General features: G+C 65.7%; 21 protein-coding genes. 14 read left to right on the plus strand and 7 right to left on the minus strand.

Annotated elements, in window-relative coordinates; all coding sequences use genetic code 11:
* The first annotated feature begins 16 nt into the window (after positions 1-16).
* The gene (locus tag A9J21_RS10760) at positions 17-526 is read left to right on the plus strand and encodes a DUF1993 family protein (RefSeq protein ID WP_066735320.1); all 510 of its coding nucleotides are present in this window, start codon (positions 17-19) and stop codon (positions 524-526) included.
* Positions 527-602: 76 nt separating this feature from the next.
* Here A9J21_RS10760 and A9J21_RS10765 read toward each other — a convergent pair whose 3' ends face one another.
* Positions 603-1,811 carry an MFS transporter gene (locus tag A9J21_RS10765; RefSeq protein ID WP_066735322.1) on the minus strand — a complete coding sequence of 403 codons (1,209 nt, stop codon included), beginning with the start codon at positions 1,809-1,811 and terminating at the stop codon, positions 603-605.
* Positions 1,812-2,057: 246 nt separating this feature from the next.
* Between A9J21_RS10765 and queE the strand changes: the two genes are divergently transcribed.
* From queE to creD, 8 genes are all read left to right on the plus strand, one after another.
* Positions 2,058-2,693: a 7-carboxy-7-deazaguanine synthase gene (gene queE, locus A9J21_RS10770; protein ID WP_066735324.1), complete on the plus strand. Its 636-nt coding sequence runs from the start codon at positions 2,058-2,060 to the stop codon at positions 2,691-2,693.
* A 3-nt stretch (positions 2,694-2,696) separates the two neighbouring features.
* Positions 2,697-3,173, plus strand: a complete 477-nt coding sequence (locus tag A9J21_RS10775; RefSeq protein WP_066735329.1) for a 6-carboxytetrahydropterin synthase — start codon at positions 2,697-2,699, stop codon at positions 3,171-3,173.
* A gap of 7 nt (positions 3,174-3,180) precedes the next feature.
* Positions 3,181-3,774, plus strand: a complete 594-nt coding sequence (gene tadA / locus A9J21_RS10780; RefSeq protein ID WP_066735332.1) for a tRNA adenosine(34) deaminase TadA — start codon at positions 3,181-3,183, stop codon at positions 3,772-3,774.
* Positions 3,775-3,819: 45 nt separating this feature from the next.
* On the plus strand, positions 3,820-4,740 hold the full coding sequence (gene ldcA, locus A9J21_RS10785) for a muramoyltetrapeptide carboxypeptidase (protein WP_066735334.1): 921 nt from the start codon (positions 3,820-3,822) through the stop codon (positions 4,738-4,740).
* A 184-nt stretch (positions 4,741-4,924) separates the two neighbouring features.
* A complete protein-coding gene (locus A9J21_RS10790) occupies positions 4,925-6,547 on the plus strand; it encodes an ABC-F family ATPase (RefSeq protein ID WP_066735336.1) in 1,623 nt (540 codons plus the stop codon).
* A 319-nt stretch (positions 6,548-6,866) separates the two neighbouring features.
* Positions 6,867-7,622: a two-component system response regulator CreB gene (creB, locus tag A9J21_RS10795; protein ID WP_066735338.1), complete on the plus strand. Its 756-nt coding sequence runs from the start codon at positions 6,867-6,869 to the stop codon at positions 7,620-7,622.
* 18 nt (positions 7,623-7,640) lie between these two features.
* Entirely contained in the window at positions 7,641-9,080 is a 1,440-nt protein-coding gene (gene creC / locus A9J21_RS10800) for a two-component system sensor histidine kinase CreC (protein WP_066735340.1), read from the plus strand.
* A 140-nt stretch (positions 9,081-9,220) separates the two neighbouring features.
* Entirely contained in the window at positions 9,221-10,591 is a 1,371-nt protein-coding gene (gene creD, locus A9J21_RS10805; protein ID WP_066735342.1) for a cell envelope integrity protein CreD, read from the plus strand.
* A gap of 303 nt (positions 10,592-10,894) precedes the next feature.
* On the opposite strand, the gene A9J21_RS10810 is transcribed toward creD, so the two are convergent.
* Entirely contained in the window at positions 10,895-11,557 is a 663-nt protein-coding gene (locus A9J21_RS10810; protein WP_066735344.1) for a hypothetical protein, read from the minus strand.
* A 202-nt stretch (positions 11,558-11,759) separates the two neighbouring features.
* Here A9J21_RS10810 and A9J21_RS10815 point away from each other — a divergent pair, with 202 nt between their 5' ends.
* The 4 genes from A9J21_RS10815 to A9J21_RS10830 all read left to right on the plus strand — a co-directional run bounded on the left by A9J21_RS10815 (position 11,760) and on the right by A9J21_RS10830 (position 17,262).
* Positions 11,760-13,190, plus strand: a complete 1,431-nt coding sequence (locus A9J21_RS10815) for an aldehyde dehydrogenase family protein (RefSeq protein WP_066735345.1) — start codon at positions 11,760-11,762, stop codon at positions 13,188-13,190.
* A gap of 103 nt (positions 13,191-13,293) precedes the next feature.
* Positions 13,294-15,756 (plus strand): penicillin acylase family protein, encoded by a 2,463-nt coding sequence (locus A9J21_RS10820; RefSeq protein ID WP_066735346.1) that lies wholly within the window; start codon positions 13,294-13,296, stop codon positions 15,754-15,756.
* 70 nt (positions 15,757-15,826) lie between these two features.
* Entirely contained in the window at positions 15,827-16,546 is a 720-nt protein-coding gene (locus A9J21_RS10825) for a glutamine amidotransferase (protein WP_066735347.1), read from the plus strand.
* A gap of 11 nt (positions 16,547-16,557) precedes the next feature.
* Positions 16,558-17,262, plus strand: coding sequence for an MOSC domain-containing protein (locus A9J21_RS10830; protein ID WP_066735407.1), 705 nt, complete (start codon positions 16,558-16,560; stop codon positions 17,260-17,262).
* A gap of 12 nt (positions 17,263-17,274) precedes the next feature.
* Here the strand turns inward: A9J21_RS10830 and A9J21_RS10835 are convergent, their stop codons facing one another.
* Entirely contained in the window at positions 17,275-17,529 is a 255-nt protein-coding gene (locus A9J21_RS10835; protein WP_066735350.1) for a DUF1289 domain-containing protein, read from the minus strand.
* Between the two features lie 174 nt (positions 17,530-17,703).
* On the opposite strand from A9J21_RS10835, the gene A9J21_RS10840 reads away from it, so the two are divergent.
* On the plus strand, positions 17,704-18,138 hold the full coding sequence (locus A9J21_RS10840; RefSeq protein WP_156545784.1) for a PaaI family thioesterase: 435 nt from the start codon (positions 17,704-17,706) through the stop codon (positions 18,136-18,138).
* 60 nt (positions 18,139-18,198) lie between these two features.
* Here the strand turns inward: A9J21_RS10840 and A9J21_RS10845 are convergent, their stop codons facing one another.
* The 4 genes from A9J21_RS10845 to prpC form a co-directional block, all read right to left on the minus strand.
* The gene (locus A9J21_RS10845) at positions 18,199-19,320 is read right to left on the minus strand and encodes an asparaginase (RefSeq protein WP_066735354.1); all 1,122 of its coding nucleotides are present in this window, start codon (positions 19,318-19,320) and stop codon (positions 18,199-18,201) included.
* A 328-nt stretch (positions 19,321-19,648) separates the two neighbouring features.
* On the minus strand, positions 19,649-20,842 hold the full coding sequence (prpF, locus tag A9J21_RS10850; RefSeq protein WP_066735356.1) for a 2-methylaconitate cis-trans isomerase PrpF: 1,194 nt from the start codon (positions 20,840-20,842) through the stop codon (positions 19,649-19,651).
* 21 nt (positions 20,843-20,863) lie between these two features.
* Positions 20,864-23,461, minus strand: a complete 2,598-nt coding sequence (gene acnD / locus A9J21_RS10855) for a Fe/S-dependent 2-methylisocitrate dehydratase AcnD (RefSeq protein WP_066735358.1) — start codon at positions 23,459-23,461, stop codon at positions 20,864-20,866.
* Positions 23,462-23,542: 81 nt separating this feature from the next.
* Positions 23,543-24,700, minus strand: a complete 1,158-nt coding sequence (gene prpC, locus A9J21_RS10860) for a 2-methylcitrate synthase (RefSeq protein WP_066735360.1) — start codon at positions 24,698-24,700, stop codon at positions 23,543-23,545.
* Positions 24,701-24,768: the final 68 nt, after the last annotated feature.

Raw genomic sequence — 24,768 nt, forward strand, 5'->3', positions numbered from 1 at the left:
CATCCAAGGAGCCCCCATGGCCCTCTCGATGTACGACGTATCGATCCCGGTGTTTATCCGGGCCCTGACGAACCTGTCCGCCATCCTCGAAAAAGGCGCCGCCCATGCGCAGGCGCAGGGCATGGACGCGGCCGAACTGATTCAGACGCGTCTGATTGCCGACATGGACGCGCTGCCGGCGCAGGTGCAACGGGCCAGCGATTCGGCCAAGGGCTGCGCGGCACGGCTGGCAGGCATCGAGATTCCGTCGTATCCGGACAACGAGGTCACGTTCCCTGAACTGCAGGAGCGCATCGCCAAGACGGTGGGTTTCCTGAAGTCGATCCGTCCGGAGCAGCTCGAAGGCAGCGAAACGCGTGTGGTCGAACTGAAGCTGCGCGGCGGCCCGGTGACCTTCGATGGCAAGAGCTACACGCTCGGGTTTGCGCTGCCGAACTTCTACTTCCATGTGACCACGGCGTACGATCTGCTGCGCCACAAGGGCGTGCAGATCGGCAAGATGGATTTCCTGGGCGCGCCGCGCTGATCCGGATTGCCATGAAAAAAACGGGCCTGCGTGGCCCGTTTTTTTGGTGCGCGCATAGAGCGTTCGACGTTCTGTCTCAGTGCTGCAGGGCACTGGCAGGCATGCCGCCGGTGCGCACGTCGATGCCTGCCGCGCGGTCGAGCCGCCCGCTGACTTCAGTCAGGGCCCAGGCTACCAGCACCACCAGCGCGCCGATCCACGGCGTATGCATCAGGCCAAAATGCTCGACGACCAGGCCGCCCGCCCATGCCGCACCAGCAATGCCCAGGTTGAACGCGGCGATGTTGAGTCCCGACGCCACGTCCACCGCCTGCGGCGTGTGGTGTTCCGCCTGCTTGACCACATAGACCTGCAGCCCCGGCACATTGCCGAAGGCAACGGCGCCCCAGGCCAGTACCGTGGCCAACACCAGCCAGCGGTGCGGCGCGGTAAAGGTCAGTACGAACAGCACGGCGGCGAGTAGCAGGAATACGATGCGCAGCGCCGCAATCGGGCCGTGGCGGTCGGCCAGGCGGCCGCCCCAGATATTGCCGATGGCGACTGATACGCCGTACACCAGCATGACCAGGCCCACGGCGCCGGCGCTGAATCCCGACACATCCTGCAGGATCGACGCCAGGAACGTGAAAGGGATAAACGATCCGCCGTAGCCGATGGCAGTCTTGGCATAGACCAGCAGCAGGCGTGGTTCGGCGAGCACGCGCGCCTGCTGCAGCAGCGATGCCGGCGCGGCATGGCGAATCGTTGAAGGCACGAACAGCAGGCTGCCCACAAACGCGATCACGCCGAGCGCGGAGACCGCCAGGAATGTCTCGCGCCACCCGAAATGCTGGCCGATGAACGTACCCAGCGGCACGCCGGTAACCAGCGCGACCGTCAGGCCGGTAAACATGATGGCAATGGCGCTGGCGGCCTTCTCGCGGGGTACCAGGCTGGTGGCAATGGTCGATCCGATCGAAAAGAACACGCCGTGCGCCAGGCCGGTCAGCACGCGGGCGGCCACCAGCGATTCGTAGCTTGGCGCCCGCCAGGCCAGCAGGTTGCCGGCGGTGAACAGCGCCATCAACGACAGCAGCAGCGCCTTGCGCGGCAGGCGCCCGGTCAGCGCGGTCAGCACCGGGGCACCCACGGCCACGCCCAGCGCATAAAGGCTGACCAGCAGGCCCGCCGACGGCACGCTGATATGCAGGTCGGCGGCGATGGTGGGAATCAGGCCGACAATCACGAATTCGGTGGTTCCGATGGCAAAGGCGCTGATTGTCAGCGCCAGCAGGGCAATGGGCATGGCAAGCTCCGGGATTCAAGGTTGGAGCGCAGTGTGCCAGCGCGTTTGTTGCAGAAAAAGCCGTCGATCCGCAGAAGATATTTGATCTGAAATCAATAAAGTGGCGCCGAACCGGGCCAACGCGGCGATTTACGATGGACTTAGCAGAAACCCTATGTTCTTGATACAATCACCGGTTGCTCGCGCCTCGGCTTTTGCCTAATTTTTGAGCAGGAACTCCCCACGCACTACAACCGACGCATACGCATGACATACGCCGTCAAGGAAATCTTCTATACGCTGCAGGGCGAGGGCGCCAACGCCGGCCGTGCGGCAGTGTTCTGCCGCTTCTCGGGTTGCAACCTGTGGACCGGCCGCGAGGAAGATCGCGCCCGCGCCGTATGCCAGTTTTGCGATACCGATTTCGTGGGCACCGACGGCACGCGCGGCGGCAAGTACAAGACGGCAGAGGAATTGGCGGCCGTGGTGGCATCGGAATGGCCGCAAGGCGCCGGCGGCACGCCGCTGGTGGTGTGCACGGGCGGCGAGCCGCTGCTGCAGCTTGATGCGCCGTTGATCGCCGCGCTGCACGCGCAAGGCTTCGAGATCGCCATCGAGACCAATGGCACGATCGAAGTGCCCGAGGGCATCGACTGGGTCTGCGTCAGCCCGAAGATGGGTTCGGAACTGGTGGTGAAGAAGGGCGACGAACTCAAGGTGGTGATGCCGCAGGCGGGTCAGGACTTCGCGGCATACGAGCAACTGGATTTCCGCTATTTCCTGGTGCAGGCCATGGATGGCCCGCTGGCCCGGCAGAATACGGCCGCCGCGGTCGACTTCTGCCAGCGTCATCCTCGCTGGCGCCTGTCGCTGCAGACCCACAAGCTGCTGGGCATTCGCTGACACATGAGCAAACAAGTTTCCATCACACGCCGGCTCGAATTCGACGCCGGCCACCGCATCCCGAGCCACGGCGGCCAGTGCCGCAACATCCACGGCCATCGCTATCGGCTGGACCTGACGCTGTCCGGCGAAGTGCTTCGCCAGGAAGGCGCGTCCGACGACGGCATGATCCTGGACTTCGGCGATATCAAGACGCTTGCCAACGAGCACCTGGTGTCGAAATGGGACCATGCGTTCCTGATCTATCGTGGCGACACCGCGCTGCTGAACTTCCTGCAGTCGATGGACAACCACAAGACCGTGGTGATCGACAGCATTCCGACCGTAGAAAACCTGGCGCAGGAAGCATTCGACATCCTGGCCCCGGTGTTCAAGGACTGCTTTGGTCACCATCTGCAGCTGACCAAGCTGGTGCTGTTCGAGACGCCGAACTGTTGGGCTGAAGTCAGCGCGCCGTTCACGCTGCCGGCGCAGGACTGATCCGTCCATGTCCGGTGCGCCCCAGTTCCAGGACGACGCCGCGCGCGACCGCTTCTACATGACGGCGGCGCTGGAAGAGGCGCGTCTGGCCGAGGCGGCCGGCGAGGTGCCGGTGGGCGCCGTGGTGGTGTGGAACGACCAGATCATCGCGCGCGGCCATAACCTGCCGATCCGGTCGGTGGACCCATCGGCCCACGCCGAAATGCAGGCGCTGCGTGCCGCCGCCAAGGTGCTGGGCAACTACCGCATGCCCGAGTGCGAGCTGTACGTGACGCTGGAGCCATGCGCGATGTGCAGCGGCGCCATTCTCCATGCGCGGCTCAAGCACGTGGTGTTTGGCGCCACCGATCCGAAGACGGGCGCGGCCGGCAGTGTTGTCGACCTGTTCGCGCAGGCCACCCTGAACCACCAGACCACGCTGGCGCGCGGTGTGATGGCCGACGAGTGCAGCCAGATGTTGCGCGATTTCTTTGGCGCCCGGCGCCGCGCGCAGAAGGCGGCGCAACTGGCCGCGCGGGCCGGCGAGGCTGGGCCGGCGGACCAAGGGCAGGCCACGCCACCCTCGCCACCCTCGCCACCCTCGCCATTGGCGGCCGATTAGGCGAAAATTCCTGCTTCCGAGCGTCGTACCGTCAACATCCGAAGCATGAGCCAATCCATCGAAGTCCGACTGATCGCATCTTCCGGCTACCCGCACGACGTGGCCATTGCCGCGCGCGGCTGCGCCTGGCTCAAGCACCACGGGTACCACGTCAACAATCCCGATATCCTTGCGCGCCGCTACCTGCGATTTGGCGGCACGGACGCCGAACGGCTGGCCGACCTGCATGCCATCGGCACCGGTGCGCCAGGTGAACTGACCCTGGCGGTGCGCGGTGGCTATGGCCTGGCGCGGCTGCTGGCAAGGATCGATTTCGCGCGTATTGCGGAACAGGCCCGCGCCAGCGGCACGCCGATCGTTGGTCACAGCGACTTCACGGCCTTCCAGCTTGCCTACCTGGCAGCCACCGGGGGCGTCACGTTTGCCGGCCCGATGCTGCTGGCCGATTTTGGCGAGGAGCACGTCGATCCGTTCATGTGGACGCACTTCGAGGCCATCCTGCGTGACCCGGCCTACCGGATCGAGGTGGCCGCCCCGCAGGTGGCAGCGGCCGGTACCGTGGAAGGCACGCTGTGGGGTGGCAACCTCGCCATGCTGTGCAGCCTGCTGGGCACGCCCTACATGCCGACGGTGCCGGGCGGCATCCTGTTCCTGGAAGACATCAACGAACCGCCGTACCGCGTGGAGCGCATGCTGCTGCAACTGCTGCAGGCGGGGGTGCTCGGCACGCAGCGCGCCATCGTGATGGGCGACTTTTCCAACTACCGCACCACCGACTACGACAACGGCTACAACATGGACGCCGTGTTCGACTACGTGCGCGAACAGCTCGATATCCCGGTGCTGACCGGCCTGCCGTTCGGCCACTGCCCCCGCAAGCTCACGCTGCCCGTGGGCGCCCATGCGCGGCTGGAAGCCAGTGGCGACGGCTTCACCCTGGCCCTGACGGGATACCCGACGCTGTAAGCGCGGCCAGCCGGCGTCGGGCCCGTGGCGAATGGCTGACGAATGCCCCCCGGAAGTGGTAAAATCACCGGTTATTTCCTCATTTTCGCTGCGCCGGGCACGCCAATCGGGTGCGTGCCGTCAGAAACCGGTTGCCAGCAGGTAGCGCCCACGGGGCATACCCACATCCAGACAAGGTTCAGACGTGCTTTCTACCGCAAACATCACCATGCAGTTCGGCCCCAAGCCGTTGTTCGAGAACATCTCGGTCAAGTTCGGCGAGGGCAACCGCTACGGCCTGATTGGCGCGAACGGTTGCGGCAAGTCCACCTTCATGAAGATCCTGGGCGCCGACCTGGAACAGTCGGCGGGCACCGTGATGCTGGAACCGGGCATCCGCCTGGGCAAGCTGCGTCAGGACCAGTTTGCCTATGAAGACAACCGCGTGCTCGACGTGGTGATGATGGGCCACGTGGAAATGTGGGCCGCCGCCAGCGAGCGCGACGCGATCTACGCCAACCCCGAGGCCACCGACGAAGACTACATGCGCGCCGCCGAACTGGAGGCCAAGTACGCCGAATACGACGGCTACACGGCCGAGGCGCGTGCCGGCGAACTGCTGCTGGGCGTGGGCATCCCCACCGACCAGCACCAGGGCCCGATGAGCGACATCGCCCCGGGCTGGAAGCTGCGCGTGCTGCTGGCCCAGGCGCTGTTCTCGAATCCGGACGTCCTGCTGCTCGACGAACCGACCAACAACCTGGACATCAACACGATCCGCTGGCTGGAAGACGTGCTCAACGAGCGCAACTCCACCATGATCATCATTTCGCACGATCGCCACTTCCTGAACTCGGTGTGCACGCACATGGCCGACATGGACTACGGCACGCTGAAGGTCTACCCGGGCAACTACGACGACTACATGCAGGCGTCGATGCAGGCGCGCGAGCGCCAGGTGGCGGCCAATGCCCGCGCCAAGGAACGCATCACCGAACTGCAGGACTTCGTGCGCCGCTTCTCGGCCAACAAGTCGAAGGCCCGCCAGGCCACGTCGCGCGCCAAGCAGATCGAAAAGATCAAGGTCGAGGACATCAAGCCGTCGTCGCGCCAGAACCCGTTCGTGCGCTTCGAATTCGAAAAGAAGCTGCACAACCTGGCCGTGGAAGTCGAGGACATCACCAAGACGTACGACCGCAAGATCATCAACAACCTGTCGATGGCAGTCCAGGCTGGCGAGCGGGTTGCCATCATCGGCGAGAACGGCGCGGGCAAGACCACACTGCTGCGCAGCCTGCTGAACAGCGTGGTGGAAACCGGCGTGCAGCGCGGCGTGGAAGTGGACCGCGGCACGGTCAAGTGGGCCGAGAACGCCAATGTGGGCTACATGCCGCAGGACACGTACGAGGAATTCCCGAACGACGTGAACGTGATGGACTGGATGAGCCAGTGGACCCAGGCCGGCGACGATGACCAGTCGCTGCGCGGCACGCTGGGCCGCCTGCTGTTCTCGGCCGACGACATCAAGAAGAACGTCAAGGTGCTGTCCGGTGGCGAGAAGGGCCGCATGATCTGGGGCAAGCTGATGCTGGGCCGCCACAACGTGCTGGCGATGGACGAGCCGACCAACCACATGGACATGGAGTCGATCGAATCGCTGCAGATCGCGCTGGACAAGTTCACGGGCACGCTGATCTTCGTGTCGCACGACCGCGAACTGATCAACGGCCTGGCCACGCGCGTGATCGAGGTCCGCCCCGACGGCACGATCACCGACTACCTGGGTACGTACGACGAGTACCTGCAGTCGCAAGGCATCGAGGCGTAAATTCGGCGGCATTGCCGCTTCGTCATCTCGCCAGAAAAGCCGGCCCGCCATCAGGTGTGCCGGCTTTTTTCAATTTGTCCCAGACGGCCCACGTCGATTTGCCGCCTTCCACTTCACCCCCGCCTCACTGTCCCTTCACCTGCCGCCACGACACTGGCCGCTCCAATCCCCACCGGAGCCCGCCATGCACCGCCGCCGCCAGATCGATGTCCCCGCTTTCCTTGGCAGGCTCCGCCAGTTGCTGGGTGTGCCGGAGCGCTCGACCGTTGCTTCGCGGGATGGCGGATAATACGCACCGCTCTCCTTGCCGCGCCCGCCCATGAAACAACCGTCCATTCTGGTGGTGGAAGACGAATCCGCCATCGCCGATACCATCCTGTACGCACTGCGTACGGACGGCATGCAGGCCGACCATTGCGTGCTGGGCGGCGACGCGCTGGCCCGGTTGCGCACGCAGCGGCCCGATCTGGTGGTGCTCGATATCGGCCTGCCCGATATCAACGGTTTCGAGGTCTGCCGCACGTTGCGCACGTTTTCCGATGTGCCGGTGATCTTCCTGACGGCGCGCCATGAGGAAATCGACCGTATCGTCGGGCTGGAGATTGGCGCCGACGACTACGTGGTCAAGCCGTTCTCGCCCCGCGAACTGGCGGCCAGGGTGCGCGTGATCCTGCGGCGTGCCCGGCCGCAGGCGGAGGGGGCGGCACCCGCCAGCGCGGCCACGCAGACCACGGTAGCGACGGCCGCGACGACTGCCACGCCGGCCCCCACTGCGCGCCAGACAGGCTTCCAGCACGACGCCGAAGGCGCGCGGGTGTCCTACCGGGGCCAGTGGCTGGATCTCACGCGTTACGAATACGGGTTGCTGGCCGTCCTGCTGCAGCATCCGGGGCGCATCTATGCTCGCGCCCAGTTGATGGACCTGGTCTGGCACGACGCGATCGACACGGTCGACCGCACCGTCGATACCCACATCAAGACCCTGCGCGCCAAGCTGCGCGAGGTGGACCCGGCCGGCGACCCGATCCGCACCCATCGTGGCATGGGCTATTCGCTCGAAGTGCTCGAAGCCTGAATCGACTCTGATCCGCCCATGCACATCGGCCTGCGTATCTTCTTCGGCTTCTTCCTGGTGGTTGGCCTGGCGACGTTCCTGACGCTGCGGGTGTTCGTGCAGGAGGTCAAGCCGGGGGTGCGCCAGGCCATGGAAGACACGCTGGTGGACACCGCGCATGTGCTGGCGGTGCTGGCGGCCGACGATCTCAAGGCCGGCCAGATTGCCGATGGCGCCTTTGCCCGGCGCCTGGCGCAACTGCGCGAGCAGCCCGTGGACGCCAGCGTCTGGGGCATGCACAAGGACGCGGTGGGCTACCGCATCTACATCACCGATGAACACGGCATCGTCCGCTTCGATACGGCGGGCCAGGCGATGGGTGCTGACTATTCGCGCTGGAATGACGTTTACCTGACCCTGCAGGGCAAGTATGGCGCGCGCAGTACCCGGTCGGATCCCGCCGACGAAAGCAGTTCGGTGATGTATGTGGCGGCGCCGATCCGCGACGGCACGCGCATCATCGGCGCGCTGACCGTGGCAAAGCCGAACCGGGCCGTGGCGCCGTTTATCGCGCGCAGCCAGGGTGTGATCCTGACCTATGGCCTGCTGCTGATCGGCGGGGCGGCGGCGATTGGCGTGCTGTGTACGCTCTGGCTTGTGTTCGGCCTGCGCAAGCTGCAGCGCTACGCCCGGGCGGTGGCCGCCGGCGAGCGTGCCGAGATGCCGTTGCGGGGCGCGAGCGAGCTTGCCGAACTGGGCCGGGCTGTGGAAACCATGCGCTTGCGGCTGGAAGACAAGCAGTATGTGGAGCACTACATTCACACGCTCACGCACGAAATGAAGAGCCCGCTCGCGGCCATCGGCGGCGCGGCCGAACTGCTGCAGGAAGACATGCCGGCCGCCGACCGCCAGCGCTTTGTCGGCAATATCCGCGGCCAGGCGCAACGGCTGGATCTGCTGATCCGCAAGCTGCTGAAGCTGGCCGAAGTCGAACAGCGGCAGCATCTGGAAAAGCGCGAGCCAGTGTGCCTGGCACAGGAAATCGGCCAGATCGTACAGTCGCTGGAGCCCAGGGCGCGCCAGCGGGCCGTGCAGCTGCGCTGGCAGGCGCCCGACACCGAGCCGGTGGTCAATGGCGATGTGTTCCTGCTGCGGCAGGCCATCGTCAATCTGCTTGAGAATGCGCTTGATTTTGCGCCGGCGGGAACCGCCATCGATGTATCGCTGTTGCAGTCGGCCAGGCCGGACCAGATCGTGCTCAGGATCGACGATCGCGGGCCCGGCATCCCCGACTATGCGATGGACCGGCTGTTCGAACGCTTCTATTCGCTGCCGCGCCCGGATGGCCGCGAGCGCGGCACCGGCCTGGGGCTATGCCTGGTGCGCGAGGTGGCGCTGCTGCATCAGGGGGCGGTCGCCGTCACCAACCGCGAGGGCGGCGGGGCACGTGCCGAGCTGGTGCTGCCAGTGGCGGACTGACGCGCCAGCCGGCCAGCGGCATGCGCCGGCGCTGCAGGCAACCGCCTGACTTCACACGCTTCACGCCGGCCCCCCGCCGGCCACATCTTGCGCCCACAGGCACTGGCTAGTCTTGCGGCATCTCCACTCGCAAGACTCCCATGAACAAGGCCCTGTTTTACCGCATCGCGATTATTGCCGGCGTGATCCTGCTGTTGTGGATCGCGCTGCAGATGGTGCTTGGCGTCGTGCGCGAGCGCAGCCAGTACCGCGACGCCGCCGAGCAAAGCATCTGGCAGAGCTACGCCGGTCCCCAGACCCTGACGGGTCCGATCCTCGTGGTGCCCTACAAGGAGGTGGTGGCCGTGGCGGTGCCCGGAACCATACCGCTGCAGAATCGCGAGGAAAGCCGGCGGCTGCTGGTGTTTCCGAAGACGCTGCAGGTACGCGCCGACGTGACGCCCGGCGAGCGCTATCGCGGCATCCACAAGACCATCGTCCATGAGACCGCCACCCAATGGGACGGCACGATCGTGCTGCCAGACCTGACGTCCGACGAAGACTTGCCGAAGTCCGTGGGCCATGTCCGTTTCGAGATGGGCCAGCCTTATGTGGTGCTGGGGGTCGGCGATATGCGCGGGCTCATGGCGGAGCCGGTGCTGCAATTCGACGGCAAGCCCGTCCGGTTCCAGCAGGGTGCCCGGCTGGAAAGCCTGCCGCAGGGTTTGCATGCACGGATCGATGCGGGTGGCGCGGCTGGCAAGTCGCTCGACGCCCGCACCGTACCGTTCAACCTGAAGCTGTCGGTGCTGGGCGCGCGCTCGATGGCGCTGGTACCCGTGGCCGATCACAACCAGTTCACGATGCGCTCCCCGTGGCCGCATCCGAGCTTTGACGGCGATTTCCTGCCGCGCCAGCGCACTGTGACCGACGATGGATTCAACGCGGAATGGTCCGTCACGGCCTTCAATACCCATATGCGCGACCAGCTGGCCGGCATTCCGGGGGCGAATAATCCGATGTCGCTGCAGGCCGCGTCCGTCACGCTGATGGAGCCGGTCAATATCTACGTCAAGGCCGAGCGGGCCGTGAAGTACGGGCTGTTGTTCGTGCTGCTGACCTTTGCGGGACTGTACATGTTCGAGCTGGTCAAGGCGCTGCGCATCCATCCGATCCAGTACCTGCTGGCCGGGCTGGCGCTGGCAATGTTCTTCCTGCTGCTGGTCAGCCTGTCGGAGCATGCGCCGTTCCTGGTGGCCTATCTGTCGGCCAGCGCGGCCTGCATCGGACTGCTGGGCTTCTATCTCACTTTCGTGCTGCGCAGCTGGCAGCGCGGCGCGGGATTTGCGGGGCTGCTGACCGCGCTGTATGGCGCGTTGTACGGGCTGCTGGTGTCCGAAGACAACGCGCTGGTGCTGGGCTCGCTGCTGCTGTTCGTGATGCTCGCCGGCATCATGGCGATCACGCGCAAGGTGGACTGGTATTCGGTGGGTAACCCGGCGCCGGCATCCAGTCAGGAGGGCGGCGCGTAGCCGGGGCACCGCCGCGTCTTGTGGGGCCGCTCAATCCGTCCAGCGGTATTGCACGGTCAGCGATCTTCGCCTTGACGTCCGTAATGGGCAGGGATGGGTCGGTGAGTACGTCGCCAGCCAGCCGGGCATACGTGGCAAGCACGAAATGCGTGCCGGTCGGCGCGGCGGAATAGGCGCGGGGTTCCAGTTCCTGGGCCATCGCGCAACGGGCAATGGCGCCAAGGCAGGGCAGCAGGCACCGGACCCATCGCGTGCGTGACGCTGGCCTGTCCGGTGTCTGCATGGCTCGTGTCCCGGGGAAGCCTACCGCGCTGGCGCCACCCCCATCTCGGCGAGCAGGTCGTCGAGCTGGTCGATGATCGCGTGCGCGGTGATCTCGCCCTTGGACTTCTGCAGCGCCGTGCCCAGCGTGTCGCGCAGCGCCGCCAGTTCCACCACCGTGGCGGCCTTTTCCACCTTCACCTGCAGCACGTAGCCGCGCAGGCCCAGGTGGTTGCCGATCACGTCGGTATAGAAGTGGTAGAGGCGCTTGTAGCCGTCGGCGCCGGCCGGCGCACCGGCAGCTACCGGCGCCATGGCCGGTGCGATGGTGGTGTCGGCCAGTACGTCGCGGTCGTCCACGCGGTCGTCGATGCCCTTGCCGTCTGGGGTATTGAAGCCCGAATACGCGGCGAACAGATTGGTGTCGGCGGGTTTGCGCGGCGCCGACTGCCTGGCGGGGCGCGGGGCGGGTGCCGATGCCTGGACAGCGGGCGCGGATACCGGTTCGATCAGGCCCAGCGCCAGCAAGGTATCGAATGCCTCCTCGGCCACACCCATGCCGCCAACTTGCGCCAACAGCTCTGATTTGGCGCGTTCTCCGTTCACGATCAGCAATAGCGCTCGCAGTTTCTGGTCCAGCTTGCGTGCGCGCGTGCGGATTTCCTCCTGACCAGCCTCCGTCTTGTGATAGATCGGGTCGACCATGTCTCGCTCCTTTGTTATGGATCGGCCGCCCGCGGCGAGAGCCCTCGGATCGAGTGTCTGCGCGGCCGATTATCGCCATCTTGTTGTCCGGACCGGCCTGCGGCGATGAAAATTCGAATCCGCAAACCGGCCTACAATGTGGTGCTCCATAAAAGTAACAAAAATTTTGCAATCGCCGATCCACCTGATGAGGGCTGTGGCCATGCAACAACGAGACAAACTGTTTATCAACGGCAAGTGGGTGGCTCCCCACGGCACCGGCAGTATTGAAGTGATCCATTCCGCCACCGAGGCGGTCATGGGCAAGATTCCTGAAGGACACGCCCGCGACGCCGAGGATGCCATCGCGGCCGCCCGTGCCGCATTCGATGGCTGGGCCGCCACGCCGCCGGCCGAGCGCGCCCGCTATATCCGCAAGATTGCCGAAGGCCTGAAGGACCGTGCCGAAGAGCTGGCGCAGATGATTGCCGGCGAAGTGGGCATGCCGATCAAGCTTGCGCGCGCCATCCAGGTGGGGGGGCCGGTATACAACTGGGGCCAGGCTGCCGCGCTGCTGGAAGGCTTCACCTTTGAAGAGCAGGTGGGCAATTCGCTGGTGGTGCGTGAGCCCGTGGGCGTGGTGGCGGCAATCACCCCGTGGAACTACCCATTGAACCAGATCACCCTGAAGGTGGCGCCGGCGCTGGCGGCCGGCTGCACCGTGGTGCTCAAGCCGTCGGAAGTGGCGCCGCTCAATGCCTTTGTGCTGGCCGAGGTGATCGAGGCCGCCGGCCTGCCGCCGGGCGTCTTCAACCTGGTGACCGGCTTCGGCCCCGTGGTGGGCGAGGTCCTGGCAAGCCATCGGGACGTCGACATGGTGTCGTTTACCGGTTCCACCCGGGCCGGCAAGCGGGTGTCCGAACTGGCCGCGCACACGGTGAAGCGCGTGGCGCTGGAACTGGGCGGCAAGTCGGCGTCGGTGATCCTGGACGATGCGGACCTGCCGGTGGCCGTCAAGGGCACCATCAGCGCCTGCTTCCTGAATTCGGGCCAGACCTGCTCGGCGCACACCCGCATGCTGGTGCCGCGCAGCCGCTATGACGAGGTCAAGGCCATCGCCGCCAAGGTGGTGGAAGGCTTTACCGTTGGCGACCCGCTGGCCGATACCACGCGCCTGGGACCGCTGATTTCCGCCGTGCAGAAGGAGCGCGTGACCGGCTACATCCGTCGCGGGATGGAAGAGGGTGCGGAGCTGGTGGCGGGCGGCCCCGACAACCCGGCCGGTTTCGACCGTGGCTTCTTCGTCAAGCCGACCGTGCTGGGCAATGTCGACCCGAAGGCGACCGTCGCCCAGGAAGAGATTTTTGGCCCGGTGCTGTCGGTGATCTGCTATGACACCGAGGACGACGCCATCCGTATCGCCAACGACAGTATCTATGGCCTGGGCGGTGGCGTCTGGTCTGGCGACGAAGCCCGCGCCATCAAGGTGGCGCGGCGCATCCGTACCGGACAGGTGGATATCAACGGCGGCCCGTTCAACATGAACGCCCCGTTCGGGGGCTTCAAGCAGTCCGGCAACGGCCGTGAAGGCGGCAAGTTCGGGCTGGAGGAATTCCTCGAATACAAGTCTCTGCAACTGAAGAAGCCCGCCTGACGGGCCTTCCGACCGACGCAACTGCAATGCCCGGCGAGCCCGGGCATTCTTGTTTGCGCGGAAATCTGCGATGCTTGCGTCTTTCCACGGGGAGAAACGTCGAATGCGCTGGTTCAAACGGCTGGGCTGGATACTGTCCGGCGTCCTGGTGATCGGACTGACAGGCGCCATCGGCGGCTATATCTGGTATCGCCAGGCCTCGCAGCCCGATACGGCCGGCACGATGCACCTGCCCGCGCTGCGCGATCGTGTGGTGGTGGTGCGCGACCGCAATGCCGTGCCCCATATCCAGGCCACCAACGCGCTGGATGCCTACTATGCGCTGGGCTATGTCCACGCGCAGGACCGGCTCTGGCAGATGCAGATGAACAAGCGCATCGTGGCCGGCCGGCTGGCCGAAATACTGGGGCCGAGCGCGCTCGATACCGACCGCTTCCTGCGCACGATGGGCGTGCGCCGCAACGCTGAAGCCGTGCTGGCGCAGACCCCGCCGGAGACGCGCGCCGTGCTGCAGGCCTATGCCGACGGCGTCAACGCCTATATCGACACCCGCAAGGCGGCGCTGCCCCCCGAATTCCTGATCCTCGGCACGAAGCCCGAACACTGGGAACCGGCCGACACGCTGGGCTGGCAGACCATGATGGCCTGGGACCTGGGCGGCAACTGGCGGCAGGAAGTGCTGCGCATGGGGCTGGCCCAGCAACTGCCCACGGCGCGTATCGCCGAGATCCTGGCACCGTATCCCGGTGACAAGCCGCTGCGGACGATGGACTACGCCAGCTTCTATCGCAAGCTGGCCCCCGTGGCGACCGCCATGGCGCAGGTGTCGGAGCGCGCGCCGGCCGGGTATGTCGACGGGATGGGATCGAACAACTGGGTGGTGTCGGGCGCGCACACGCGCAGCGGCAAGCCGTTGCTGGCCAACGATCCGCACCTGGGGCTGCAGGCGCCCGGGCTCTGGTATTTCGCGCACCTGCAGGCACCGGGGCTGGATCTGACCGGGGCCACGCTGCCCGGCGCGCCGCTGGTTGTGCTGGGCCATAACAAGCGTATCGCGTGGGGCTTTACCAATACGGCACCCGATGTGCAGGACCTGTATATCGAACGGATCGATCCTGCGAACCCCAACCGCTACCAGACCCCGGATGGCTGGGCCGAATTCGAGACGCGCAAGGAAGTCATCAGGATCAAGGGGCAGGACGACCTGACGCTCAATGTCCGGACAACGCGACATGGGCCGGTCATGTCGGACGTGGCCGAGCCGATCAGCGCGGCGGCCAGGCCGCTGGGCGCGCAGTACGTGGTGTCGCTCCAGTGGACGGCGTTGCGGCCGGACGACCGGACCTTCCAGGCCAGCCTGAAGATGGGCATGGCTACCGACTGGAAGAGCTTTGTCGCCGCGTTGCGGGAATTCCATTCCCCGCAGCAGAACATGGTCTACGCCGATGTGGATGGCAATATCGGCTATATCGCGCCGGGGCTGGTGCCGATTCGCCGGGCCGACAACGACCTGATGGGGCTGGCCCCCGCGCCGGGCTGGGACGCGCGCTACGACTGGCAGGGCTTCATCCCCTTCGACCAGCTGCCGCAACGCTTCAATCCGCCGTCGGGGATGATCGTCACGGCGAACCAGAAGATCGTCGACAACGACTATCCGTTCTATATCACCAGCGAATGGAGCGTGCCGTATCGCGCCCAGCGCATCCAGACGCTGCTGGAAGCCGAACCGCGCCATACGCCGGAAACTTTCGGCACCATCCAGAAGGACGTGGTGTCGCTGGCCGTGCGCGACGCCTTGCCGCTGCTGCTGGCCGCGCCCGTGGCCAGCGATGCCGCGCGCCCCGAGCGCGAACGCCGGCTGTTCGACGCGCTGCGCAAGTGGGACGGCACCATGGCTGCCGACCGCGCCGAGCCGCTGGTGGTGACGGCCTGGCTGCGCGAACTGTCGCGTCTGCTGTTCGAGGACAAGGTCGGCGATCCGATGTTCAACAGCCTCTGGGATCAACGTAACGTGCAGCTGCCGATGCTCAATGCGATGCGCGATCCGAAGGGGCTCGGGGCGTTCTGGTGCGACAACGCGCGTACCACCGCGCGCGAAACCTGCGCGGTCACCATCGGCCTGGCCTGGCAGCGTGCCATTGCCGATCTGGACCAGCGCTACGGAGACGATCCGGCCAAATGGCGCTGGGGCAAGGCCCATGCAGCGCGCTCCGAGCACAAGCCGTTCGGCAAGGTGCCGTACCTGGCCAACCTGTTCAACATTCGCGTGCGTACCGGCGGCGATACCTACACCGTGGACGTTGGCCGGCATAACCTGCGCGACGAGGCGGCGCCGTTCGAGAGCACCCATGCGGCCAGCCTGCGTGCGATCTACGACCTGTCCGACCTGTCCGATTCGCGCTTCATGTCGTCGACCGGGCAATCTGGCATTGCGCTGTCGTCGCACTACCGCGACTGGACCGACAAATGGGCGGCCGTGCAGTACATCACGATTGGCGCGCACCGGCGCAACCCGGGTGGCGACACCTTCGACACGCTGGTCCTGCAGCCCGCGAAAGACAAGTAATGATGCAGTGCGGTATCGTATGGGGCCGAATTCAAATCCGAGCCACATTTTCCAGCAGGAGTGTCAGTCGATGAGCGAGCCCAGGCGCCAGTTTCGGACCGATGTCATCCAGCACGTTGCCTTCGAGCATGCGGGCGTGATTGCCGATGTGGCGCGCGATCGCGGCCATGACATCCGCATTTATCAGGCTGGCGTGGACGACCTGACGCTGGTGCAGACCGACCCGGCCGACCTGCTGGTGGTGCTGGGCGGCCCCATTGGCGTCTACGAGACCGAGTCCTATCCGTGGCTGGAGGCAGAGATCGGCGTGATCCGCCAGCGTCTGGACGACGAGCTTCCGATGATTGGTGCCTGCCTGGGCGCCCAGCTGATTGCCGCGGCATCGGGGGCGCGCGTCTATCCGGGCACGCGGGAAATCGGCTGGGGACAGATCCAGGCGACCGACGCCGGCCGGCGCTCGCCGCTGGCGGTGCTCGCCAATGCTGACTGGGAAGTCCTGCACTGGCACGGCGATACTTTCGACCTGCCCGAAGGCGCCGAACTGCTGGCCTCCACGGCGGCCACGCCGAACCAGGCCTACGCCATCGGCAAGCACGTACTGGCGCTGCAATTCCACCCGGAAGTGAAACCTGGCGACATCGAGACCTGGCTGATCGGACATACCGTGGAACTGGCCAAGGCCGGCATCGACCCCCGCACGATTCGCCGCCGCACGGCCGAGATTGGCGCCACCGTCGCCAGTGCCGGCGAGCTGATGTTTGCGCGATGGATGGAGGAAGCGGGACTGTGAACGCCAATGGGATGCCCCACGTCGACGTGCGGATCGATACGCTGCTGGCGGGCCGGGTCCGCCCATTCGGGCCCAAGGGTGTGCCGAGCGGGATCGACAAGACGGCGGTTGACGGGCCGGTGCGTGTCACCACCGTCGGACTCGACATCGACGAACAGGGCGACCCGAAACACCATGGCGGCCCCGAAAAGGCAATCCACCACTATCCGCGCGACCACTATGCCGGCTGGCGCAGTGAACTGGTCGAGCAGGGCGGCCCTCCGGGCGCGCTTGACCATGCGGGCGCATTTGGCGAAAACCTGAGCACTACGGGTTTGACGGAAGCCGATGTGTGCATCGGCGACCGTTTCCAGATGGGCACGGCACTGGTGGAAGTGTCGCAGGCACGCCAGCCTTGCTGGAAACTGAATCACCGCTTCGGGTTTGCGGGCATGTCGCGCGCCGTGCAGGGCAGTGGCCGCACGGGCTGGTATTACCGCGTGATCGAGGAAGGCGAGGTCGCTGCCGGCGATCACCTGGTGCTGGTGGCCCGCCCTTATCCGAACTGGAGCCTGCAGCGGCTGCTGCACGTGCTCTACGTGGACCGGCTCAATATGGACGCGCTGGCCGACATGGCCGAACTGCCCGTCCTGGCGGAAAGCTGGCGCAAGCTGGCCCGCCAGCGCCTGGCGAACCATGTCGTCGAGGATATGGAAAGGCGCCTGGCCGGAGGCTGAGGCGCCCGCACGCTATTCCTGGCGGAATCGCCACGCCGTGGCTTCGCGCGTGATGCGCGCCCAGATCACCTGCTTTTCTTCCTCGCTATAGAACACCCAGTTGCTGACTTCGGCGGCGGTACGGCCGCAGCCCTGGCAAACCTCGTCGAACAGCGTGGAGCAGATGCCGATACAAGGGCTGTCCGGACGGTCGCTCAGGCGCGTCTGGGCCTCGTCCCCGGCGGAGTTGGCAGGCGAAGTGAGCGAATCGGGGGTGTTGGCGGACATGAAGCGGGGGCTGCGGAAAAGCGCCGACTTGTCGGCTGGCCGCACATTATAAACGCCCGCCACGGGCGCTTTCGGCACTTGGGAATTACCCCTGAAGTCATTGTGGACCCCTTGCCTGGCATCTACCCTTGACGGGTCATGATTCCAGTCCAGCCAATGCCAGGGAGGCCGTCCATGTCCACGAAGTCTGTCGATCCCCGTAATGCCGCCATGCTCGAATCGGTGCTGGGCGGGTCGCCCGTTGCGCGTGCGCTGGGGATTCGCTTCGATGTGGTGGAGCCCGATCACGTGGAGTTGCTGCTGCCATTCAGCATGAACAACATCACGGTGGGCGACATGGTCCACGGCGGGGTCATTGCCACGCTGATCGATGTGGCTGGCGCGGCGGCGGCGTTCAGCGCGGTGGATCTGGAGGTGGTGAAGGGCGGGGCGACCGGATCGCTGTCGATCCAGTATCTGGCGCCGGCCAAGTCGGCGGCGCTGCGTGCCGTGGCGGACGTGGTGCGCCGGGGCAAGCGCCAGGTGGTGACCGAGGTGTCGGTCTTTGCCGAAAGCCAGGGGGAAGCCGTGCTCGCCGCCAAGGCGCTGATGAGCACGGCCTTGCTGTAGGCGGTTGATGCAGGCCGCGGAGGTGCCGGGGCCTGCATCAATTGCATCAACCGGCCAATATCAATACTTCCAGAAGATCTGCTGCAGTGCCTTCGGGTCGTTGGTCCTGGTCAGTGCCAGCGCCGTCAGGATGCGTGCCTTCTGCGGCAACTGGTCGTCCGTGACGATCCAGTTGTACTTGTCGTCCGGCTGCTCGGCGTTGCGCACCACGATGCCGCTGCCGGTGCGCGAGGCGCGCACCACCTGCACGCCCCTGGCCTGCGCGGCCTTGAGCGGTTCGACCATGTAGTCGCCCACGCTGCCGTTGCCGGTGGCGGCGTACACGATGGCCTTGGCGCCGTTCTTCACGGCCGCGTCGATGCTGGCCGGATTCACGTTACCGTAGGCGTAGACCACGGCCACTTCGGGCAGCTTGTCGATCTTGTCGATATCGAACTCGGTCTGCAGCGTGTGCGGGCGGGCCACCGTGCGGTAGTACAGCGTGCGGCCTTCCACCACGTAGCCCAGCGGGCCGAACGGCGAGCGGAACGTCTCGGTCTTGAACGTGTTGCTCTTGGTCACGTCGCGCCCGGTGTGGATTTCATCGTTGAGCACCACCAGCGTGCCCTTGCCCTTCGAGTCCGGGTTCGATGCCACCAGCACGGCGTCGTACAGGTTCAGCGCGCCGTCGGCGCCCAGCGCCGTGCCCGGACGCATCGAGCCAACCACCACCACGGGCTTGTCGCTCTTGAGTGTCAGGTTCAGGAAGTACGCGGTTTCCTCGATCGTGTCGGTGCCATGGGTGATGACGATGCCGTCCACGTCGGGCTGCTTGAGCAGTTCCGACACGCGCTTGCCCAGCTTCAGCAGGCGCTCGTTGTTGAAGCTCTCGGAGCCGATCTGGAAGATCTGTTCGCCCTTGACGTTGGCGACCTTCGAGATTTCGGGCACCGAGGCAATGATCTTGTCGACCGGCACCACGGCGGACTGGTAGGCCGCGGTGTTGGTGGCCGATGCACCCGCGCCAGCGATGGTGCCGCCGGTGCCGATGATGACGATATTGGCCTTGCGCGCTTCAGCCGTGGTGCCGGCGGGTGCGGTGGCGCTGGCCGAAGGGGCCAGTTGCGCGTGCGCGGTGCCGGTCAGCAGTGCTGCGGACAGCAGCAGGGTGGCAAGGGTGGTGAGCCTGGCAGGTCGTTGCATGATTCTCCTCTTGTCGGCACGGTGCTGATTCTTGTGGAAACAGCATGGGCCGCTTTTGATTGGTTCGTCGAGCCGCCGCGAGCCGCAATGGTTCGCCAACGGAGCGAGAACTATAACCACGCGTCGATGTTGCGTCGACAACTACAACAGAATCCTTGCAACCCGGAAACGTATGCCAGATAAGACAAAGCGGCATTCTTCAGCAAGGAAGAATGCCGCCCGGTGACGACAATTCAAGAGAAGTCTGAGCGCAACCCAAGGCCGCCCCAAGGCGACCACAAGGCGACCCCAACGGGCCCTCAGACAGGTCTGACAGCAGCGCGGCCGGTCAGAACGCGTCTCCTGGCACGCGCACCCAGCCTTCCATCAGCACGCGCGCGCTGCGGCTCATGATGGCCTTCTGCACGGTCCACTGGCCGTCGACCAGCGCGGCCTGGGCACCCACGCGCAACGTGCCCGACGGATGCCCGAAGCGCACGGCTTCACGCTCGCCGCCACCGGCCGCCAGGTTCACCAGCGTGCCCGGCACCGCGGCTGCCGTGCCAATGGCCACCGCCGCCGTACCCATCATCGCGTGGTGCAGCTTGCCCATCGACAGCGCGCGTACCAGCAGGTCCACGCCGCCAGCCTCCACGGTCTTGCCGCTCGACGCGGTGTAGGTGGCGGGCCTGGCCACGAACGCCACCTTGGGCGTGTGCTGGCGCTTCTTCGCCTCGTCGATATCCTGGATCAGGCCCATGCGCCTGGCGCCGTAGGCCCGGATCGTCTCGAACATCGCCAGTGCCTTCGGATCGCCGTTGATGGCCTCCTGCAGTTCGGTGCCGGTGTAGCCGATGGCCTCGGCCTCGACAAAGATCGTCGGAATGCCGGCATTGATCATGGTCGCCTTGAGCGTGCCCACGCCCGGTACTTCCAGGTCGTCGATGAGGTTGCCGGTCGGGAACATCGCGCCACCGCCATCGTCGCCTTCCTCGGCGGCAGGGTCCATGAATTCAAGCTGCACCTCGGCGGCCGGGAAGGTCACGCCATCCAGTTCGAAATCACCGGTTTCCTGCACCGCACCGTTGGTGATCGGCACGTGCGCGATGATCGTCTTGCCGATATTGGCCTGCCAGATCTTCACGGTCACGGTACCGTTTTCAGGAATCCGCGATGCCTCGATAAAGCCGTTGCTGACCGCGAACGGGCCCACGGCCGCCGACAGGTTGCCGCAGTTGCCGCTCCAGTCAACGAACGGCTGGTCGATCGATACCTGGCCGAACAGATAGTCCACGTCGTGGTCAGGGCGCGAGCTTTTCGAGATGATCACCGTCTTGCTGGTGCTCGACGTAGCGGCGCCCATGCCGTCGATCTGCTTGCCGTACGGATCGGGGCTGCCGATCACGCGCATCAGCAGGCGGTCGCGCGCGTCGCCGGGCTTCTGCGCCGATTCGGGCAGGTCCTGCAGCCGGAAAAACACACCCTTGCTGGTGCCGCCCCGCAGGTACGTGGCGGGAATCTTGATTTGAGGTACGTGAGCCATCGTATTTTTCCTAATCAGCGGTCAGGCTGCCGCGCGCGACGATTCCAGGAAATCCTGGGCAAAGCGTTGCAGCACGCCGCCGGCCTCATAGATCGACACTTCCTCGTCGCTGTCCAGGCGGCACAGCACCGGCACTTCCACCTTGTCGCCGTTCTTGCGGTGGATGACCAGCGTCAGTTCGGCGCGCGGGCGGCGCTCGCCGACCACGTCGAACGTCTCGGTGCCGTCGATGCCCAGCGTCAGGCGGTTGGTGCCGGGGAGGAACTCCACCGGCAGCACGCCCATGCCGATCAGGTTGGTGCGGTGGATGCGCTCGAAGCCTTCGGCCACGATGGCTTCCACGCCGGCCAGGCGCACGCCCTTGGCGGCCCAGTCGCGCGACGAGCCCTGACCATAGTCGGCCCCGGCCACCACGATCAGCGGCTGCTTGCGGTCCATGTAGGTCTCGATGGCTTCCCACATGCGCACGACCTTGCCTTCCGGCTCGATGCGCGCCAGCGAACCCTTCTTCACCGCGCCGTCGACCACGGCCATCTCGTTGATCAGCGTCGGATTGGCGAACGTGGCCCGCTGGGCGGTCAGGTGGTCGCCGCGGTGCGTGGCGTACGAGTTGAAGTCTTCCTCGGGCAGGCCCATCTTCGCCAGGTACTCGCCCGCCGCGCTGTTGCGCAGGATGGCGTTCGACGGCGACAGGTGGTCGGTGGTGATGTTGTCACCCAGCACCGCCAGCGCGCGCATGCCGCGCAGCGTGCGCTCGCCGGCCAGCGCGCCTTCCCAGTACGGCGGACGGCGGATATACGTGCTCTGCGGGCGCCAGTCGTACAGCGGGTCGATCGACGTATCGTTCTCGGCGTGCACCGCGAACATCGGCTCGTAGACCTTGCGGAACTGCTCGGGCTTCACGCTCTGCCTGACGATCGCGTCGATTTCCTCGTCGCTCGGCCAGATGTCCTTCAGGTACACCGGCTTGCCGCTGGCGTCCGTGCCCAGCACGTCCTGCTCGATATCGAAGCGGATGGTGCCGGCGATGGCGTAGGCCACCACCAGCGGGGGCGATGCCAGGAACGCCTGCTTGGCGTACGGGTGGATCCGGCCGTCGAAGTTGCGGTTGCCGGACAGCACGGCCGTCGCGTACAGGTCGCGGTCGATGATCTCCTGCTGGATCTTCGGGTCCAGTGCGCCCGACATGCCGTTGCAGGTCGTGCAGGCGAACGCCACGATACCGAAACCGAGCTTTTCCAGGTCGGGCAGCAGGTTGGCTTCTTCCAGGTACAGCTCCACGGCCTTCGATCCCGGCGCCAGCGACGACTTGACCCACGGCTTGCGCGTCAGGCCGCGTGCGTTGGCATTGCGGGCCAGCAGCGCGGCGGCAATCACGTTGCGCGGGTTGCTGGTGTTGGTGCAGCTTGTGATGGCGGCGATGATGACCGCGCCGTCGGGCATCTGGCCCGGCGTTTCCTCCCACTTGCCGGCAATGCCGCGCGCGGCCAGGTCCGACGTGGGCAGACGCTTGTGCGGGTTCGACGGGCCGGCCATGTTGCGGACCACCGACGACAGGTCGAACGACAGCACGCGCTCGTATTCGGCCGTCTTCAGCGCATCGGCCCACAGGCCGGCGGTCTTCGCGTACGTTTCCACCAGTTGCACCTGGGCTTCGTCGCGGCCGGTCAGGCGCAGGTATTCGGTGGTCTGCTCGTCGATGAAGAACATCGCGGCCGTGGCGCCGTACTCGGGGGCCATGTTCGAGATCGTGGCGCGGTCGCCCAGCGTCAGGCTCGACGCGCCTTCGCCGCGGAATTCCAGATAGGCGCCAACGACCTTTTCCTTGCGCAGGAATTCGGTCAGGGCCAGCACGATGTCGGTGGCCGTGATGCCGGGCTGGCGGCGGCCGGTCAGTTCCACGCCGACGATGTCCGGCAGGCGCATCCACGACGCGCGGCCCAGCATCACGTTCTCGGCTTCCAGGCCGCCCACGCCGATGGCGATCACGCCTAGCGCGTCAACGTGCGGCGTGTGGCTGTCGGTGCCCACGCAGGTGTCGGGGTAGGCCACGCCATGGTCGGCATGGATCACGGGCGACATCTTCTCCAGATTGATCTGGTGCATGATGCCGTTGCCCGGCGGGATCACGTCGACGTTGCGGAACGCCTTCTTGGTCCAGTTGATGAAATCGAAGCGGTCTTCGTTGCGGCGATCCTCGATGGCGCGGTTCTTCTTGAACGCGTCGGGATCAAAGCCGCCACATTCCACGGCCAGCGAGTGGTCGACGATCAGCTGCACCGGCACCACCGGATTGACCTTGGCGGGGTCGCCGCCCTGGTCGGCGATGGCGTCGCGCAGGCCGGCCAGATCCACCAGCGCGGTCTGGCCCAGGATGTCGTGGCAGACCACCCGGGCCGGGAACCACGGGAAATCGAGGTCACGCTTGCGCTCGACAAGCTGCTTGAGCGAATCGGTCAGCGTGGCGGGGTCACAGCGGCGCACCAGGTTTTCGGCCAGCACGCGCGACGTGTACGGCAGTTTGTCCCAGGCGCCCGGGGAGATGTCATTGACGGCGGCGCGGGCGTCGAAGTAATCGAGCCTGGTCCCGGGCAGCGGCTTGCGGAAGGCAGTATTCATGGCGACGTGAGGACTTTGCGTGCCTGCCACCGCCCGGCGGATGGCCGGGCCGGGTGGCGGCACTGTTGTTGTTGCGGTAAATCAGGCGCGCTTTTCGATCGGCACGAACTTCAGGTTCTCCGGGCCGGTGTAGTTGGCCGTCGGACGGATGATCTTGTTGTCGATCCGTTGCTCGATCACATGCGCGGCCCAGCCCGACGTGCGGGCGATCACGAACAGCGGCGTGAACATCGCGGTGGGCACGCCCATCATGTGGTAGCTCACGGCGCTGAACCAGTCCAGGTTCGGGAACATCTTCTTGGCGTCGGCCATGACCGTTTCCAGGCGCTCGGCGATGTTGAACATCTTCATCGAACCGGCGTCCTTCGACAGCTTGCGGGCCACTTCCTTGATCACCACGTTGCGCGGGTCGGAGATCGTGTACACCGGGTGGCCGAAACCGATCACCACTTCCTTGTTTTCCACGCGACGGCGGATGTCGGCCTCGGCCTCGTCCGGGGTGTCGTAGCGCTTCTGGATCTCGAACGCCACTTCATTGGCACCGCCGTGCTTCGGGCCGCGCAGCGCGCCGATGCCGCCGCAGATGGCCGAGTACATGTCCGAACCCGTGCCGGCCACCACGCGGCAGGCAAACGTCGACGCGTTGAATTCGTGCTCTGCGTACAGGATCAGCGACGTCTGCATCGCGCGCTCCCACAGCTTGCTGGGGGCTTCGCCGTGCAGCAGGTGCAGGAAGTGCGCGGCAATCGATTCGTCGTCGGTTTCCACCTCGATGCGGCGGCCGTTGTGGCTGTAGTGGTACCAGTACAGCAGCATCGAACCCAGGCTCGCCATCAGGCGGTCGGCGATATCGCGCGCGCCCGGGGTGTTGTGGTCGTCCTTCTCGGGCAGCACCGTGCCCAGCACGGAGACGCCGGTGCGCATCACGTCCATCGGGTGGGCGCTGGCCGGCACCCATTCCAGGGCGGCCTTGACGTTGGCCGGCAGGCCGCGCAGGGCCTTCAGCTTGATCTTGTAGGCGGCCAGTTCGGCCTTGTTCGGCAGCTTGCCGTGCACCAGCAGGTGGGCGATTTCCTCGAATTCGCACGTGTCGGCGATGTCGAGGATGTCGTAGCCGCGATAGTGGAGATCGTTCCCGCTACGGCCAACGGTGCACAGGGCGGTGTTGCCGGCGGCAACGCCCGACAGGGCAACGGACTTCTTGGGCTTCGGCGTGGCCAGCGGTTGAGCTTCGGACATCTGGGTCTCCTTGATTCGATTTCGAGTGTTTGGGGTGCGAGCAGCCATGGTGGGGTGTCCTATTGCAG

It is taken from the genome of Cupriavidus sp. D384 (genome assembly GCF_001652915.1).
In the GTDB taxonomy this organism is placed as follows: Bacteria; Pseudomonadota; Gammaproteobacteria; order Burkholderiales; family Burkholderiaceae; genus Cupriavidus.